This is a genomic window from Bradyrhizobium sp. RT6a (assembly GCF_040547675.1).
In the GTDB taxonomy this organism is placed as follows: Bacteria; Pseudomonadota; Alphaproteobacteria; order Rhizobiales; family Xanthobacteraceae; genus Bradyrhizobium.
Window position 1 is genome coordinate 97,261 of sequence record NZ_JBEPQC010000012.1, and the last position, 16,212, is coordinate 113,472.

Annotated in this window: 12 protein-coding genes and 1 pseudogene; 11 read left to right on the top strand and 2 right to left on the bottom strand. The window is 64.9% G+C overall.

Annotated features, from left to right (window positions below; translation table 11 throughout):
* The first annotated feature begins 83 nt into the window (after nt 1-83).
* The 3 genes from hutI to hutU are packed head-to-tail and all read left to right on the top strand — an operon-like array spanning nt 84 to nt 4,538.
* A complete protein-coding gene (gene hutI / locus ABIC03_RS36715) occupies nt 84-1,298 on the top strand; it encodes an imidazolonepropionase (protein ID WP_354065495.1) in 1,215 nt (404 codons plus the stop codon).
* Nucleotides 1,295-2,854 (top strand): histidine ammonia-lyase, encoded by a 1,560-nt coding sequence (gene hutH / locus ABIC03_RS36720; RefSeq protein ID WP_354065497.1) that lies wholly within the window; start codon nt 1,295-1,297, stop codon nt 2,852-2,854. The genes hutI and hutH overlap by 4 nt, the downstream gene beginning before the upstream one ends.
* A gap of 13 nt (nt 2,855-2,867) precedes the next feature.
* Nucleotides 2,868-4,538 carry a urocanate hydratase gene (gene hutU / locus ABIC03_RS36725; protein ID WP_354065499.1) on the top strand — a complete coding sequence of 557 codons (1,671 nt, stop codon included), beginning with the start codon at nt 2,868-2,870 and terminating at the stop codon, nt 4,536-4,538.
* A 6-nt stretch (nt 4,539-4,544) separates the two neighbouring features.
* Here the strand turns inward: hutU and ABIC03_RS36730 are convergent, their stop codons facing one another.
* Nucleotides 4,545-5,165 carry a TetR/AcrR family transcriptional regulator gene (locus ABIC03_RS36730; RefSeq protein ID WP_027519406.1) on the bottom strand — a complete coding sequence of 207 codons (621 nt, stop codon included), beginning with the start codon at nt 5,163-5,165 and terminating at the stop codon, nt 4,545-4,547.
* A 251-nt stretch (nt 5,166-5,416) separates the two neighbouring features.
* Between ABIC03_RS36730 and ABIC03_RS36735 the strand changes: the two genes are divergently transcribed.
* The 8 genes from ABIC03_RS36735 to ABIC03_RS36770 are packed head-to-tail and all read left to right on the top strand — an operon-like array spanning nt 5,417 to nt 13,780.
* Nucleotides 5,417-6,277: an FAD binding domain-containing protein gene (locus ABIC03_RS36735; RefSeq protein ID WP_354065501.1), complete on the top strand. Its 861-nt coding sequence runs from the start codon at nt 5,417-5,419 to the stop codon at nt 6,275-6,277.
* The gene (locus ABIC03_RS36740) at nt 6,274-6,798 is read left to right on the top strand and encodes a (2Fe-2S)-binding protein (protein WP_354065503.1); all 525 of its coding nucleotides are present in this window, start codon (nt 6,274-6,276) and stop codon (nt 6,796-6,798) included. Before ABIC03_RS36735 ends, ABIC03_RS36740 begins: the two co-directional genes overlap by 4 nt.
* On the top strand, nt 6,795-9,170 hold the full coding sequence (locus ABIC03_RS36745; RefSeq protein WP_354065505.1) for a xanthine dehydrogenase family protein molybdopterin-binding subunit: 2,376 nt from the start codon (nt 6,795-6,797) through the stop codon (nt 9,168-9,170). Before ABIC03_RS36740 ends, ABIC03_RS36745 begins: the two co-directional genes overlap by 4 nt.
* Nucleotides 9,171-9,193: 23 nt before the next feature.
* On the top strand, nt 9,194-10,435 hold the full coding sequence (locus tag ABIC03_RS36750) for an ABC transporter substrate-binding protein (protein ID WP_354065507.1): 1,242 nt from the start codon (nt 9,194-9,196) through the stop codon (nt 10,433-10,435).
* 10 nt (nt 10,436-10,445) lie between these two features.
* On the top strand, nt 10,446-11,321 hold the full coding sequence (locus ABIC03_RS36755; RefSeq protein ID WP_354065509.1) for a branched-chain amino acid ABC transporter permease: 876 nt from the start codon (nt 10,446-10,448) through the stop codon (nt 11,319-11,321).
* Nucleotides 11,318-12,316, top strand: a complete 999-nt coding sequence (locus ABIC03_RS36760) for a branched-chain amino acid ABC transporter permease (protein WP_354065511.1) — start codon at nt 11,318-11,320, stop codon at nt 12,314-12,316. Before ABIC03_RS36755 ends, ABIC03_RS36760 begins: the two co-directional genes overlap by 4 nt.
* On the top strand, nt 12,313-13,068 hold the full coding sequence (locus ABIC03_RS36765) for an ABC transporter ATP-binding protein (RefSeq protein ID WP_354065513.1): 756 nt from the start codon (nt 12,313-12,315) through the stop codon (nt 13,066-13,068). Before ABIC03_RS36760 ends, ABIC03_RS36765 begins: the two co-directional genes overlap by 4 nt.
* Nucleotides 13,061-13,780: an ABC transporter ATP-binding protein gene (locus ABIC03_RS36770; protein ID WP_354065515.1), complete on the top strand. Its 720-nt coding sequence runs from the start codon at nt 13,061-13,063 to the stop codon at nt 13,778-13,780. The genes ABIC03_RS36765 and ABIC03_RS36770 overlap by 8 nt, the downstream gene beginning before the upstream one ends.
* Before the next feature lie 2 nt (nt 13,781-13,782).
* On the opposite strand, the pseudogene ABIC03_RS36775 reads toward ABIC03_RS36770, so the two are convergent.
* Nucleotides 13,783-15,787 (bottom strand): annotated as a pseudogene (locus tag ABIC03_RS36775) (putative bifunctional diguanylate cyclase/phosphodiesterase).
* Nucleotides 15,788-16,212 lie beyond the last annotated feature (425 nt).

Genomic DNA, 16,212 nt, shown 5'->3' on the forward strand with positions numbered 1-16,212 from the left:
GACAGAACCGCGACACGATTATATGTCTAGACATATAAGTCAAGCATCCCAGGGCGCAGGGGCATCCGCGAAGGGACAGTTGCATGGCAGAGCGCTTCGACCGGATCTGGCATAACGCCCGGCTCGCCACGATGCGGGCCGATCGTCCCGATCTCGGCGAGATCGAGCACGGTGTGATCGCCGCGCGCGGCGGCCATATCGTCTATGCGGGTTCACGGACCGATTTTCCGGCAGATGCCGATGCAGCCGAACGGATCGACTGCGCGGGGCGCTGGATCACGCCCGGCCTCGTCGACTGCCACACCCATCTCGTCTATGGCGGTAACCGCGCCCATGAATTCGAGTTGCGCCTGAAGGGCGCGAGCTACGAGGAGATCGCGCGCGCCGGCGGCGGCATCGTCTCGACGGTGGCCGCGACGCGCAAGGCAAGCGAGGCCGAGCTCGTCGCACACGCGCTGCCGCGGCTCGATGCGCTGATTGGCGAGGGTGCCACCACGGTCGAGATCAAGTCCGGCTACGGCTTGGATACCGAGACCGAGATGCGGCAGCTGGCCGCCGCGCGAAGCCTGGGCCGTCAGCGGCCGGTCGCGATCCGCACGTCGTTTCTTGGCGCGCATGCGTTGCCGCCAGAGGCCGACGGCGACAAGGATCGCTACATCGATCTCGTCTGCAGGGAGATGTTGCCGGCGGTCGCGAAGGCGGGCCTCGCCGATGCCGTCGATGCCTTCATGGAGGGGATCGCATTTTCCGGAGAACAGACCGCACGGGTGTTCGAGACCGCGAGCCGGCTTGGACTGCCGGTCAAGCTGCATGCCGACCAGCTCTCGAACCTGGGCGGTGCTGCGCTCGCCGCGAAATTCTCGGCGCTATCGGCCGATCACCTCGAGCACACCGACGAAGCCGGTGCAGCGGCGATGGCAAGAGCTAAAACCGTGGCCGTGCTGCTGCCCGGCGCCTTCTACTTCATCCGCGAGACGCAAAAACCGCCGGTCGAGGCGTTCCGCAAGCACGGCGTTGCCATGGCGCTCGCGACCGACTGCAATCCGGGCAGCTCGCCGCTGACTTCGCTCCTGCTCGCCATGAACATGGGCGCGACGCTGTTCCGGATGAATGTGGCCGAATGCCTTGCCGGTGTCACCCGCGAAGGCGCGCGAGCGCTCGGCGTGCTCCATGATACCGGCACGCTTGAGGCCGGCAAATGGTGTGATCTCGCGATCTGGGACATCGATCGCCCCGCCGAGCTGGTCTACCGCATCGGCTTCAATCCGCTGCACCGCCGGGTTTGGAGGGGACAATGACGGAGCCGGGCGCGGCGATCGTTGTCAAACCGGGAACGGTCAGCCTCGATGGTCTCGCGCGCGTGCTCGAAGGCGCATCTGTCGTTCTCGATCCCGCGTTCTGGCCGCGCGTCGACGCGGCCGCGGAGATCGTTGCAAGGGCTGCGCGAGCCGATGCTCCCGTGTACGGGATCAACACCGGCTTCGGCAAACTTGCCTCGAAGCGCATTCCGCCCGACCACACCGCGCTGCTCCAGCGCAATCTCATCGTCTCGCATTGCTGCGGCGTCGGTGCGGCGACCCCCGAGCCGATCGTCCGCCTCATGATGGCGCTGAAAATCGTCTCGCTCGGGCGCGGCGCCTCTGGCGTGCGCCGCGAGGTGATCGAGCAGTTGGAGGCCATGCTGGCGCTGCGCGTATTACCGCTGGTGCCGCAGCAAGGTTCGGTCGGCGCTTCCGGCGATCTCGCGCCGCTCGCGCATATGACCGCCGTGATGATCGGCGAAGGGCAGGCGATCGTCGACGGCCAGACGGTGTCGGGCAGCGAGGCGCTCGCGGCCGCCGGCATCGTGCCGCTGACATTGGGGCCCAAGGAAGGGCTCGCGCTGATCAACGGCACGCAATTCTCCACCGCTTACGCCGTTTCCGGCGTGCTGCGTGCATTTCGCCTGGCTCGCGCCGCGCTCGTCACCGGCGCGCTGTCGGTCGATGCGGCGATGGCCTCGACGGCGCCGTTCCGCCCCGAGATCCAGACGCTACGCGGTCATCCCGGCCAGATCGCGGCCGCGGCAACCTTGATGGCGCTGCTCGACGGCAGCGACATCCGTCTGTCGCATCTCGAAGGCGACGAGCGCGTGCAGGATCCCTATTGCCTGCGCTGCCAGCCGCAGGTCGCGGGCGCTGCGCTCGACCTCATCGTGCAGGCGGCGCGGACGCTGGTCGTCGAGGCCAATGCCGTCACCGACAATCCGCTCGTGCTGGTCGAGACCGGTGAGATCGTCTCCGGCGGAAATTTCCATGCCGAACCGGTGGCCTTTGCCGCGGATACCATCGCGCTGGCGCTGTCGGAGATCGGTGCGATCAGCGAGCGGCGCATCGCGACGCTGGTCGATCCCGCGCTCAATTTCGGCCTGCCGCCGTTCCTTACCCCCGATCCCGGTATCAATTCCGGCTTCATGATCGCCGAGGTGACGGCGGCCGCGCTCTATGCCGAGAACAAGCAGCGCGCTTCTGCCTGCTCGATCGACTCGACGCCGACCAGTGCCAACCAGGAAGACCATGTCTCCATGGCCGCGCATGCCGCGCGGCGGCTGTCGGACATGGCCGACAATCTCGCGACCATCCTGGGCATCGAGCTGCTGGTCGCCGCCCAGGGCATCACGCTGCGCGCGCCGCATGCAACCAGCGCACCGCTCGCCGCCGTCATCGCCGCGCTACGCGAGCAGGTGCCGCCGCTCGGCGCCGATCGCTACATGGCCGGCGATCTCGCCAAGGCTGCCGCGCTGGTCGAGGCCGACGCGCTGCCGGCTGCGGCGCTCGCCGTACTTTCAACTGACCCGTTTCCGACGCTTGCCTAACGAGGTGTTCCGCATGAACCGCCGACTGGACAATGACCGCACCATCCGCGCGCCCCGCGGCAGCGAAATCAGCGCCAAGAGCTGGTTGACGGAAGCTCCCTTGCGCATGCTCATGAACAATCTCGATCCCGACGTTGCAGAACGTCCGAGCGAGCTCGTCGTCTATGGCGGCATCGGCCGCGCCGCGCGTGACTGGGAGAGCTTTGACCGGATCATTGCGGCCTTGCGCAAGCTCGAAGCCGACGAGACGCTGCTGGTCCAGTCCGGCAAGCCGGTCGGCGTGTTCCGCACCCATGCCGATGCGCCGCGCGTCCTGATCGCGAACTCCAACATCGTGCCGCACTGGGCGACGCTCGATCACTTCAACGAGCTCGATCGCAAGGGCCTGATGATGTACGGCCAGATGACGGCCGGCTCCTGGATCTATATCGGCAGCCAGGGCATCGTGCAGGGCACCTACGAAACCTTCGTTGAAGTTGGCCGGCGCCACTATGGCGGCAGCCTCGCCGGCAAATGGATTCTGACCGCCGGTCTCGGCGGGATGGGCGGCGCGCAGCCGCTGGCTGCGACCATGGCGGGGGCCTCGATGCTGGCGGTCGAATGCCAGCCGAGCCGCATCGAGATGCGGCTGCGCACCGGTTATCTCGATCGCCAGGCCGCGACGCTCGACGAGGCGCTTGCGATCATGGCGGAGGCGGCGAAGACGAAGAAGGCGGTCTCGGTCGGCCTGCTCGGCAATGCCGCAGAGATTTTTCCCGAGCTGGTCCGCCGTGGTGTCAGGCCGGATATCGTCACCGATCAGACCAGCGCGCACGATCCGATCAACGGCTATTTGCCGAAGGGCTGGACACTCGCGGAGTGGGAAGCCAAGCGCGCCGCCGATCCAAAATCCGTGGAGCGCGCCTCGAAGACCTCGATGGTCGAGCACGTGCAGGCCATGCTGGATTTCCATGCGCAAGGCATCCCGACGCTCGACTACGGCAACAACATCCGCCAGATGGCGCAGGACATGGGCCTGAAGAATGCCTTCGATTTTCCCGGCTTCGTCCCCGCCTATATCCGTCCCTTGTTCTGCCGTGGCGTCGGGCCGTTCCGCTGGGCCGCGCTGTCGGGCGATCCCGAGGACATCTTCAAGACCGACGCCAAGGTCAAGGAGCTGATGCCTGACGACAAGCATCTGCACAACTGGCTCGACATGGCCAGGGAGCGCATCAAGTTTCAGGGCCTGCCGGCGCGGATCTGCTGGGTCGGGCTTGGCGATCGCGATCGCCTGGGCCTTGCCTTCAACGAGATGGTGGCGCGCGGCGAATTGAAGGCACCCATCGTGATCGGTCGCGATCATCTCGACAGCGGCTCGGTGGCGAGCCCCAACCGCGAAACCGAGGCGATGAAGGACGGGTCGGACGCCGTGTCCGACTGGCCCTTGCTCAACGCGCTGCTCAATTGCGCCAGCGGCGCGACCTGGGTGTCGCTGCATCACGGCGGCGGCGTCGGCATCGGCTATTCCCAGCATGCCGGCATGGTAATCGTCGCCGACGGCACGCCGGAAGCGGCAAAGCGGATTTCGCGCGTGCTCTGGAACGATCCCGCCAGCGGCGTCATGCGTCACGCCGACGCGGGTTACGACACAGCGATCGAATGCGCCCGCGACAAAGGGCTCGATCTGCCGAGCCTGACGAAGTAGCCAGGCTCAGTCGCGCGCCAGGAGCCTCGGCATGGTCGTCTTCGCGCCGTCCATGAAGGTCTGAACTGCATCGCGGACGATCGCGTCGAGATCGGCCGGGATCGGCGTCGCGTAGATGAATTTGCGGATCGCGAGATAGAAAATGCGGCCGTGGAGGCCCCAGAACAGCTCGGTCTCGCGCTCGCCGAGCGGATGTGTCTTTGCTTCGGGCAGTTTCAGGTCGTGGCGCAGCTCGCCGGCCGCCGGCTCGATGATCTCGCGCCTGATGATGTCGAGGTAGCGGCCGGTGATGCCGAACGACTTCATGCCGGAGAAGACGAAGATCCGCACCCAATTGTACTCGAACACGCGTTCGACATAGTCGAGATAGAAGCGCGTCAGCCGGGCCTCCAGCGATAGCGAGCGGTCGCGGATCATCGGACCCCAATCGGGCGACCAGCGGCTGAGATAAACCTCCTGGTAGACACGCTCGATCAGCGCTTCCTTGCTCGGGAAGTGGCGATAGATCGCGGAGTGCGTGATGCCCAGGCGCTTGGCGAGCTCGCGCGTCTGCCCCTCGAAGCCGCGCTCGGCGAAGAAGCGGATTGCCTCGTCCAGGATTGCGCGCTCGCGGTCGGCCGCACGCATGTTGCGGCGCTTTGGCGCGGACTTGCTGCCTGTCTCGGCCCGCTTCCGGGCCGGTCGCTTCGTCTTCTGCGCTTTTCGGGCCATTTCGTCGCTGAATCGCACGTCCAGTTGTCTTCATAGCCCAACGCGCATTTGTAACCAAATGGTCATTTCCTGTTGACCGGCTTCCGGCGGCGTGTCAGGATTTTGAGACCAGATGGTTACAAATCTGGCGTCCCGGCTGATGAGCCGAGGGATTCGAGGAAACGGCGGTGAAGGCGAGGGCTTTCAGCTATTTTCGCGCTGCGACGATCGACCAGGCGTTGGACGCTCACGCGCGCGCCGGCGACGATGCGCGTTTCATCGCCGGCGGTCAGAGCCTCGTGCCGGCGTTGTCGCTGCGGCTGCAGGCGCCACGGCTGCTGATCGATATCACCCACATTGCCGAGCTGCGCGGCGTCAGGCGTGAAGGCGCATTCTTGCGCATCGGCGCGCTGACGCGCCATTGCGAGATGCTGAGCGAGCCGCTGATCGCCGAATTCGCGCCGCTGTTGCATGCGGCTGCGCCCTTCGTCGCCCATCCCGCGATCCGCAACCGTGGCACGTTCGGCGGCAGTGTCGCGCACGCCGATCCGGCCTCCGAATTTCCGGCGATGACGCTGGCGCTCGGTGCCGAGATCGAGATTGTCGGCTCTTCGGGCAGCCGGCGCGTCAAGGCGGACGACTTCTTCGTCGACCTGTTCGAGACGGCTTTGCAGCCCGGTGAGCTGATCACCGCGGTCTTCGTCCCGCTGTTCAGGGCCGATCAGCGCTTTGCGTTTGACGAATTGGCCCGGCGACGCGGGGACTACGCGCTGGTCGGTTGCGGTATGCTCGCGACCTGCACCGGCCGCCGTATCGTCGACATACGCATCTCGTTCTTTTCCGTCGGCAATACGCCGACGCGGGTGAGGGGAACAGAGGCTGCGCTCATCGGTTCGAGCCTTGGTGCTGAACGCATCGCCGCAGCGCAGGCTGCGCTCGAAGGTGATCTCGCACCACCTGAAGGCGACGAGGTGCCGCCGGCGATGCGGCTCCATCTCGCCCGCGTATTGCTCGGACGCATGCTCGGACGTCTCGGAGCGGGCGCATGAGCGGCTTCGACGAATCCCTTCTGGATGATGCGGACGAGACCGTGCGCGTTCGCTTCACCGTCAACGGCCGCAAGGTCGCCTGCGAGGTCGCGCCGCGCGAGACGCTGGTCGATTGCCTGCGCAACGTGCTCGAGCTGACAGGCACGCATGCCGGCTGCGAGATGGGCGCCTGCGGCGCGTGTCTTGTGCAGCTCGACGGCCGCGCCGTACACGCCTGCCTGATGTTCACGGTGCAGGCTGACGGCGCCAGGATCGATACGATCGAAGGGCTCACCGAGAGCGGCGTAATCGCCGACCTCCAGGCCGAATTCCACCGCCGCAACGCTCTGCAATGCGGCTTTTGCACCCCGGGCATGCTGGTCAACGCCCACGAACTCCTCTCGCAGGTGACGCGGCCCAGCCGTGAGGACATTCGCGATGCGCTGTCGGGCAATTACTGCCGCTGCACCGGCTATGAAGCGATCGTCGATGCGATCGACGCCGTGGCAAAAGCGCGAAGCGAAAGCGGAGGCCCGACATGAGCGCGCCGCTGACCTCGCTCGATCGCCCGAATTCCTATATCGGCCGCTCCGTGCCGCGCCCGAACGCCAAGCGGCTGCTCGCCGGGCGCGGGCGCTATGTCAGCGATCTCAGGCTGCCGCGGATGCTGTATGCCGCGTTCCTGCGCAGCCCGCATGCGCATGCGAAGATCATCTCCATCGATGCCGGGCGGGCGAGCGCGCTCGAAGGCGTGCATCTCGTTGCGACTGGTGCCGATCTCGCAAAGATCTGCACGCCCTGGACCGGCACGCTCGACCATTTCAAGGGCATGACCTCGGCACCGCAATTGCCGCTGCCGCTCGACCGCGTGGTCTGGGCCGGGCAGGCGGTGGTTGCAGTCGTTGCCGAGAGCCGCGCGATCGCCGAGGATGCGCTGGAGCTGATCGAGATCGACTACGAGGACCTTCCCATCGTCGCCGATATCGACAGCGCGCGTGAGGCCGGCGGGCCGCTGATCAATCCGGGCAGTGCCAACAACGTCTGCTTCCGTAGCCAGCTCGACAACGGCAGCGTCGACGACGCCTTTGCACATGCGGCCCATGTGGTGGGAGAGGAATTCTGTTTCGGACGCCATACGGCCGTGACCCTGGAGCCGCGCGCCATCGTCGCCGACTACGATCCCGCAGCAGGTGCGCTCACCGTGCACCACGCGACACAGACGCCGTATCAATTCCAGGACCTCTATTCGCGCCACTACGGCATCCCGGAGGCCCGCGTTCGCGTGATCGCGACCGATATCGGCGGCTCCTTCGGGATGAAGCTGCATGTCTATCACGAGGACATGGCCGTGGTCGGCCTTTCGATCCTGCTCGGCCGTCCCGTCAAATACGTTGCCGACCGCATCGAATCCTTTGTCTCCGACATCCACGCCCGCGACCACCGCGTCCGCGCCCGGATGGCGCTTGATGGCACGGGCGAGATCCTGGCGATGGACGTGCTGGACCTGACCGCGATCGGGGCATTTTCGAGCTATCCGCGTACTAGCGTGGTGGAGGGCAACCAGGTCATCCGCCTGATTGGCGCGCCCTATCGCTTCAAGGACTACCGCGCGACGCTCGAGGTGATCTTCCAGAACAAGGTGCAGACCAGCCAGTATCGCGCGGTCGGCCATCCCATCGCCTGCGCCGTCACGGAGCGGCTGGTCGACATGGCCGCGGTGAAGGTCGGTCTCGACCCCTTCGCGATCCGAGCGCAGAATTTGATCGCCGACGATTCCTATCCGCAGACCTCCCCGACCGGCTACCGCTTCGAGGCGCTGTCGCATCAGGCCTGCCTGAAGCGGCTGCACGAGATGATGGATTATGATGCGCTGCGCTCCGAGCAGGCAGAGTTGCGCAAGGGCGGCGTCTATCGCGGGATCGGCATCGCGGCCTTTGTCGAGATCACCAATCCAAGTCCCGCGTTCTATGGCGTTGGCGGAGCCCGTATCTCCTCACAGGACGGTGCGATCATCAGCCTGACGCCATCAGGCGAAGTGCGCTGCCTTATCTCGGTCACCGAGCAGGGGCAGGGCACCGAGGCGATCGTCAGTCAGATCGTCGCGGATCAGCTCGGCGTCGCGCAGGAGCACGTCAAGGTCATCACCGGCGATACCGAGGTGACGCCGCATGGCGGGGCGACCTGGGCCTGCCGTGGCGCCGGCATCGGCGGCGAGACCGCGCTCCAGGCTACGCGCGCGCTCAGGCGCAACATCCTGGAAATTGCCGCGCTCATCCTCCAGGAGCAGCCATCGGCACTCGACATCATCGATGGCGAGATCGTCGATGCCGGCACGCGAAATCAGCGGATGTCGGTCTCCGAGATCGCGCGCATTGCGTATTTCCGTTCCGATACGCTGCCGCCGGGCACGCAGGCTCAGCTCACCGTGAGCCAGCACTTCGCGCCACAGGGCTATCCTTTCGCCTTCACCAACGGCATCCAGGGCTGTTCGCTGGAGGTCGACGTCGAGACCGGCTTCATCAAGATGTTGAAGCATTTCATCGTCGAGGATTGTGGCCGGGTCATCAATCCGATGCTGGTGGACGAGCAGCTCCGCGGCGGCATCGTGCAAGGACTGGGCGCGGCGCTGTTCGAGGAGTGCCGCTACAGCGAGACCGGCCAGCTCGTGAACGGCTCGCTCGCCGACTACCTCGTCCCGATGCCGATGGAGATGCCCGACATCGTCATCGCCCATGTCGAGACACCGACCGCCGACACGGAGCTTGGCGCCAAGGGGTGCGGCGAGGCGGGGACGGCGGCGGCGTCGGCCTGTGTGCTGAACGCCGTCAACGATGCGCTCACACCGTTCGATGCGACGATCAATTCCATCCCGATCACGCCCGCAAGAGTCCTGAAAGCCCTGAAGCGATTCTAGGAAAAAGATAGTTGGAGGAAATGATGCCTAAGTTCGGTCCGACCTCGAAAATTTCCCGCCGCACCGCGCTCGCCGGTCTCTCGGCAAGCGCGGCACTGCTCGCCATGCCGCGGCTCGGCCGCGCCGCGGACGAAACGATCCGCATCGGCTTTCCAACCCCGCTGACCGGCCCGTTCGCCGCGGAAGCGCGCGACCAGGTCAAGTGCGCCGAGCTTGCGGTCAAGCTCGCCAACGACAAGGGCGGCATCGGGGGCCGCAAGGTCGAGCTGCTGGTGCGCGACGACAAGCTCAATGCCGGTGAGGCCGCGACCCGTACGCTGGAGCTGATCGAGAAGGACAAGGTTCATGCCGTGGTCGGCGCGCTTTCCAGCGCTGTGCAACTCGCGGTTAACGAAGTCACCCGCGCCCGCGGCGTGATCTACGTTTCGATCAGCCAGTCCGACACCATCAACGAGGCCAAGGATTTCAGTAAATTCACCTTCCATGAGGCGCTGAACCCGCACATGACGACCGCCGCCGTGGCACGGCAGACCCTGAAGAAGGGCATGAAGGTTGCCCATCTCGTCGCCGATTATGCCTACGGCCACGAGATGCTGCGCGGCTTCAAGCGCGCGCAGGCAGCGATCGGCGCGGACAATGTCGGCGAGATACTGCATCCGTTTGGCGCTGCCGACTATTCCACCTTCATGCCGCGCCTGATGTCGATGCGGCCGGACGTGCTCTGCATCTCCAATTTCGGCCGCGACCAGGCCAATGCGATCAAGCAAGCGGTGGACTTCGGCGTCAAGCAGCAGATGAAGATCGTCGTGCCCGTGATCCTGCACAACCAGCGGCTCGCGGTCGGCCCGGACGTGTTCGAGGGCGTGGTCGGCGGCGCCAACTATTACTGGGGCCTGGAGACGCAGAGCAAGTCCGCCGCCGCTTTCAACAGCGCCTTCAAGGCAGCCAATGGCGGCGCGATCCCGACCGATTACGGCGCCTACGGCTATTCCGGCGTCGGATCGCTTTTGCAGGCCATGCAAACCGCGGGTGGCACCGATACGGACAAGGTGGTCGATGCCCTGGAGAAGCTGCAATACGACCTGACCAAGGGTCCGCAGCATTACCGCAAATGCGACCACCAGTCGGTGCAGCCAGTGCTGGTGCTGGAGTCCAAGAAGAAGTCCGCCATGGCCAACGACAACGATCTGTTCGCCATTCTCGCCAACGACACGGGTTCCGACGACATGCTGCGCAGTTGCAGCGAGCTGGGCCACGCGACCTGAAGCCTGGGCAATGGACCTGTCGCTGATCATCATGCAGCTTCTTTCCGGGATCGCCCTTGGGGCGGTCCTGGTGATCACTGCGCTTGGACTGACGATCGTGTTCGGCATGCTCGGGGTGGTCAATTTCGCCCATGGCGCGCTGTTCATGATCGGGGCCTATGCGGGGCTGTATTTGGCGTCTCTCACCGGAAGCTTCTGGTGGGGATTGCTGCTCGCTCCCATCCTGATCGGCGGCTTCGGCATGCTGATCGAGTTCGTCCTGATCCGCAGGCTCTATGGGCGCTCGATCGACGATCCGCTGCTGCTTACCTTCGGCCTCAGCTACATCCTGGTCGAGGGCGTGCGGATCGTGTTCGGCAGCGACGGCATCCCGTTTCCGACCCCGCCGCAGCTGATCGGTGTGCTCGATCTCGGGATCGGATTCTTCCCGCGCTACCGCCTGTTCGTCATTGCGCTGGTGGCGGTGGTGCTCCTGGTGCTCTGGCTGACGCTGGAGAAGACCCGAATCGGCTTGATCGTGCGCGCAGGGGCCCGCGATCCCACCATCATGCAGGTGCTCGGTGTCGACATCGGCCGGGTCTGGCTCGCGATTTTCGGACTCGGCGTTGGGCTGGCCGCGCTCGGGGGCGTGCTCGCGGGTCCCATGCGCAGCGTCAATCCGGAGATGGGATCGCTGGTGCTGGCGGAAGCCTTCGTGGTGACCGTGATCGGCGGCCTCGGGTCGATCGTCGGGGCGGTGATCGCAGGCCTCATGGTCGGCATCTCCATCAGCCTGGTCGCGCTGTTCGCGCCGGAGATGGCGACCATCGTCATGTTCGCGCTGATGGCCGTGGTGCTGCTGATCCGTCCGCAGGGCCTGTTCGGCATCAGAGGGAGGACCGCGTGACCTCACCATCGAGCGGCGAAGCGGTCGCCAAACCGTCGTCCAGCGGGCTCGGCCGGCTTCTCGACCAACGCGTGTTGCTCTCCATCGCGGTGCTGGCCGTGTTGCCGTGGCTGCTGCCGTCCCAGGCGCTGGCCGTCAACGTCCTGATCTACGGCGTCGTTGTGATGGGCTACAATCTGCTGTTCGGCTACACCGGGCTGTTGTCGTTCGGCCAGGCCGCCTTCTTCGGCGCGGGCGCCTACTTCACCGGCATTGCGATCGGTCGTTACGGCGTGCCCTGGTTCGCCGCGGTGCCGATCGCCGTTCTGCTCAGCACCGGCCTCGCCGCCGCGATCGGCATCGTCTCGACGCGCACCCGCGGCATTTACTTCTCCATGGTGACGCTTGCGCTGGCACAGCTCGTTTATTATGTGGCGCTCCAGGCCTCGTCCTTCACCGGTGGCGAGAATGGCCTGCGCGGCTTTACCGTCGATCGCATCAGCCTGTTCGGCCTCCCCGTCAATTTCCTCGACCCCGTCAACAAATATTATGTGCTGATGGTCTTCGCCGCATTGGCCATGTGGTTCCAGTCGCGCATCCTGAACTCACCCTTCGGCGCCGTGATCGAGGCAATCCGCGAGAACGAGCAGCGGGCGCGGGCCTGCGGCTATCACGTCGAGCGCAGCAAGCTGATCGTGTTCATGCTGTCGGGCGCGATCTCCTCGCTCGGTGGCTGCATGCTGGCGCTACATCTGTCGATCGTGCCGCTCGACATCCTGCACTACCAGACCTCGGGGATGATCGTGATGATGGTGCTGCTCGGCGGCGCGCGCAGCTTCTTCGGGCCGTTCGTCGGCGCGGCGGCGTTCCTGATCCTGGAGGACGTCATCTCGGTCTGGACTCCACACTGGCAGCTCTTCGTCGGCGCGATCTTCGTCCTGTTCGTGCTGTTCCTCCCCAAGGGCATCTGGGGCACGCTGCTCGACACATTGGGTGTCGGAAAGGCGCGGCCATGAGCGGCGAATTGCTTCGTGCCGAGGGGATCGGCAAGCACTTCGGCGGCTTCGTCGCGCTCGAAGGCATCACCGTGTCTTTTGCGGCCGGACAGCTCACCTCGATCATCGGGCCGAACGGCGCCGGTAAGAGCACGTTCTTCAACATCCTCTCCGGCGCGCTGACACCGACGTCAGGCAAGCTGCATTTCAGAGGACGCGAGCTGAACGGTCTGCCGCAGCATCGGTTCGTGCATCAGGGCATCTCGCGCTCGTACCAGATCACAAACATCTTCCCGGACCTGTCCGTGCACGAGAACGTCCGCGTGGCGGCGCAGGCATTGACCGTGAGCTACGACATCTGGCGCAACCGCGCTCGACTAACAGAACTCCATGCTCGCGCCGATGTTGCACTCGACGCAGTCGGGCTGCTGGGCAGGCGCGCCGAATTGGCGAAGCTCCTGTCGCATGGCCAGCAACGCGCGCTGGAGATCGCGATCGCGTTGGTCTCGGAGCCGGAGTTGCTTCTGCTCGACGAGCCGACCGCCGGCATGGGGCCGGAAGAGACAAAGGACATGGTCGCGCTCCTCGAACGGCTCGCCGAGAAGCGCACCGTGCTTCTCGTCGAGCATAAGATGAAGATGGTGCTGGGCCTATCCAAGCGCGTCGTGGTGCTGCATCATGGCCGCCTGCTTGCCGACGGCGCACCCGATGAGATCAGGAGCAATCCGGAGGTACGCCGGGTCTATCTCGGACAGAGTGAAGGTTATGGCTGAGACCGCACTGCTCGAAATCAGGGATCTCCACGCCTGGTATGGGGCGAGCCACGTCCTTCACGGCATTTCCTTGCATGTCCAGCCCGGCGAGGTCGTTGCCCTTGTGGGTCGCAACGGAGCCGGGAAGACCACCACGCTGCGGTCGATGATGGGCCTGATGCCCAAGGCGACAGGTCGCGTGCGCTTTGCGCGCCGGGAGCTTCTGCAGCTGCGCGCCCATCAGCGCTTCCATCTCGGCCTGGCTTACGTTCCCGAGGAGCGCCGCATCGTCCCCGGTCTCTCCGTGCGCGAGAACCTTCGTCTCGGCCTCGTCGCGGCAGGAAGCGACATCGATGAACGCGTGGCGATCGACGAGATCGCCGAGACTTTTCCGCGCCTGAAGGAGCGTCTCGACCAGGAGGGTGTCACGCTGTCGGGCGGCGAGCAGCAGATGCTGGCGATTGCACGCGCCTTGATCGCGAAGCCGAAGATGCTTCTGCTCGACGAGCCATCGGAAGGCATCATGCCTGTCCTGGTCGAGGAGATGGGCGTGCTGTTCCGTCGCCTGCGCGACGAGGGCAAGACGCTGCTCCTGGTCGAGCAGAACGTCGAATGGGCGCTGCGGCTCGCCGACCGTGCCGTGATCATCGATCAGGGTGAAGTCGTGCATCAAAGCAGCGCCGCGGCGCTGCTGGCGGACAAGGACATCCAGGAGCGCTACTGCGCGGTCTGACTTTAGGCCACGACCCTGGCTCCGGCGCCGCTGAGGCGCTGGCGTTCCTTTGCGAGATACTCGTCGATCGCGTCGCCGTGCATGGGCTTTGCGAAGTAGTAACCCTGGATGAAGTCGCATCCCAGCCGGCGCAGGGTATCGAGCTGAGCGCGGGTCTCTACGCCCTCGGCCACGCAGGCGATCTCCATGTCGTCACAGAGGCCCGTGAGAGACTTGATGATCTTGTGGCTCACTGCATTGTCGTTGACGTCGGCGATGAAGCTGCGATCGATCTTGATTTTGTCGAGCGGCAGCCAATGCACGTGGCTCAGCGAGGAATAGCCGGTGCCGAAATCGTCCAGCGAAATGCCGCAGCCCATCGCCTTCAATGCCGCGATCGATTGTTGTGCGCGTACGAAATCGAAGGTAACGGCGGTCTCGGTGATCTCGAAATCGATCCGGTGCGGCGGCAGCCCGCTCCTCTCGATGATGGTGATCAGCGGCAGGATGCCCTCGGGCGAGCAGACGTCGTGGGCGGACAGGTTGAACGACAGACGGATATGGTCGGGCCAGGTCTTGGCCGTCGCGAGCGCGCGCACCAGCAGCGCCTGCGTCAGCGGCCGGATCAGGCCGATGCGCTCGGCGGCCGGAATGAAGTCGGCCGGCGAAACCAGGCCAAGGCGGGAGCTGCGCCAGCGCGCCAGGACCTCGAAGCCGGCGGTGTGCTCGCTCATGGCGTCCACGATCGGCTGGAACACCAGGTCCATCTCGGTGCTGAAATCGGCGGTGCGCAGCAAATTCTCGATGACGCCGCGGCTGCGGATCTCGGCCTCGAGCTCGCTCGAGAAGATCACGGTGCGGCCGCGCAGATGGCGCTTGGCATGATAGAGGGAATAGTCGGCGCATTCATAGAGCGCTTCCGCCGTCGTTGCCGATTGCGGGAATAGCGCGAAGCCGATCGAGCAGCCCGGTATGGGCGGTGTCGAGCTGGTAGGGCAGCTTGACCCGGTCACCGATGCGTTCGCCGAGCCGCATCAGATCCGCATCGTCAGGGTCGCCGCACACGACGAGGCCGAACTCGTCGCCGCCGAGCCTGGCGAATTCCACTCGCTGCGGGCCGAAGCCCTCGCAGACCTCGCGGATGCGCCGGCCCGCTTCGATCAGAACGCGGTCGCCGACCAAATGGCCATAATTGTCGTTGATCGGCTTGAAGCCATCGAGGTCGATGATCCCGACCGCGACGCGAACGTTCCTGCGCTCGGCATCGGTGAATGCGCTCGACAGCTCGGCGAAGAAACGGCGGCGGTTCGGCAACTCGGTGAGGGAATCGAGATTGGCGAGGCGGAAGTTCTCGTCCGAGAGGGCTTGGGTGGCCGCCTGCTGCGCCAGCAGCGATTTGCGGCTCGCGACAAGGTCGGCGAAGTCGCGATAGTAGATGAACAGCACCGTGACCATCGCACCGGTGACCAGCAGATTGTTGACGGCCATCGCCTCCAGCGTCGGTTCGCCCGTCGCGAAGTAGAACAGCACGTAGGGCACGTCGACGACCAGCGTCACGATCAGTGCCGCCGAACGCAAATGCATCAGCGAGAAGATGCAGCCGATCACGGTCACCGCCATGTAGAAGGCAACCTGGCTCTTGGCGAAAGCATCGCCGTAGGGATACAGGGCAAACGACCAGAGAGTAAAACCCGCCGCGATCGGCGCTGCAATCCAGTTGGTGAGGCGCAGGTTGCGCAGGATGTCGGCATCGTTGCGGACGACACCGCGCTGGCGCAGCCACCAGAATGTGCGAAAGCCTGTCACCGCGATCAACACGGCCGGCACGATCATACTGAGCGAAGCCGGTGCCAGCGGCACATAGGTATAAGCCACCGCGATCGTGTTGGTGATCAGGATGAAATAGAGCAGTGGGATCTGTTTTGAGAACGCGTCGAATTGCGCCCGCATCAGCTCCGGATTGTCGGCCGGCACGCGAAACAGCTCTACAACGGCAGCTAGATGAGACTTCAAATTGGTGACAGGCATTGCAATATCAGCCCTGAATTCCCTCAAAACGCGGGCGATCTTGCACGGCGGGGGTAAAGGGGGCGTTAGATTGGCGTCCTCGCGAGAGGTTCGACGCGCCGCGGATCTTCTCGATCCGCGCACCGGTGAGACCGCGTTAACGATATCCGGCGGCGGAAGCGCGGTGATTGGCTGAAAGAGCCTGCATAAGTAGCGGCTACGCTCTGCTAACCATATGCGCGGCGCAACGTATTGTCGCACCGACAACGGTGCGAGCCGGCATGGCCGCTTCACCTCTCCCCCGGAGAAGGAGAGGTGAAGATAGCGCGAGACGATCGCTGTTTTCTCGAGCGCCACGTGTCCCGTAATTTCGTGACAGTGCGCGGAATAACCCTCCCTGTCCGATTTGAGCATGGCGGCCATAGCTGCAATGCGGCCGGCTGGGG

What these genes read in the sequence shown, in the direction of transcription:
- hutI (WP_354065495.1), top strand. Translation starts at nt 84, where the DNA reads ATGGCAGAGCGCTTCGACCGGATCTGGCATAACGCCCGGCTCGCCACG.
- hutH (WP_354065497.1), top strand. Translation starts at nt 1,295, where the DNA reads ATGACGGAGCCGGGCGCGGCGATCGTTGTCAAACCGGGAACGGTCAGC.
- hutU (WP_354065499.1), top strand. Translation starts at nt 2,868, where the DNA reads ATGAACCGCCGACTGGACAATGACCGCACCATCCGCGCGCCCCGCGGC.
- ABIC03_RS36730 (WP_027519406.1), bottom strand. Translation starts at nt 5,165, where the DNA reads ATGCGTGCGGCCGACCGCGAGCGCGCAATCCTGGACGAGGCAATCCGC.
- ABIC03_RS36740 (WP_354065503.1), top strand. Translation starts at nt 6,274, where the DNA reads ATGAGCGGCTTCGACGAATCCCTTCTGGATGATGCGGACGAGACCGTG.
- ABIC03_RS36745 (WP_354065505.1), top strand. Translation starts at nt 6,795, where the DNA reads ATGAGCGCGCCGCTGACCTCGCTCGATCGCCCGAATTCCTATATCGGC.
- ABIC03_RS36750 (WP_354065507.1), top strand. Translation starts at nt 9,194, where the DNA reads ATGCCTAAGTTCGGTCCGACCTCGAAAATTTCCCGCCGCACCGCGCTC.
- ABIC03_RS36755 (WP_354065509.1), top strand. Translation starts at nt 10,446, where the DNA reads ATGGACCTGTCGCTGATCATCATGCAGCTTCTTTCCGGGATCGCCCTT.
- ABIC03_RS36765 (WP_354065513.1), top strand. Translation starts at nt 12,313, where the DNA reads ATGAGCGGCGAATTGCTTCGTGCCGAGGGGATCGGCAAGCACTTCGGC.
- ABIC03_RS36770 (WP_354065515.1), top strand. Translation starts at nt 13,061, where the DNA reads ATGGCTGAGACCGCACTGCTCGAAATCAGGGATCTCCACGCCTGGTAT.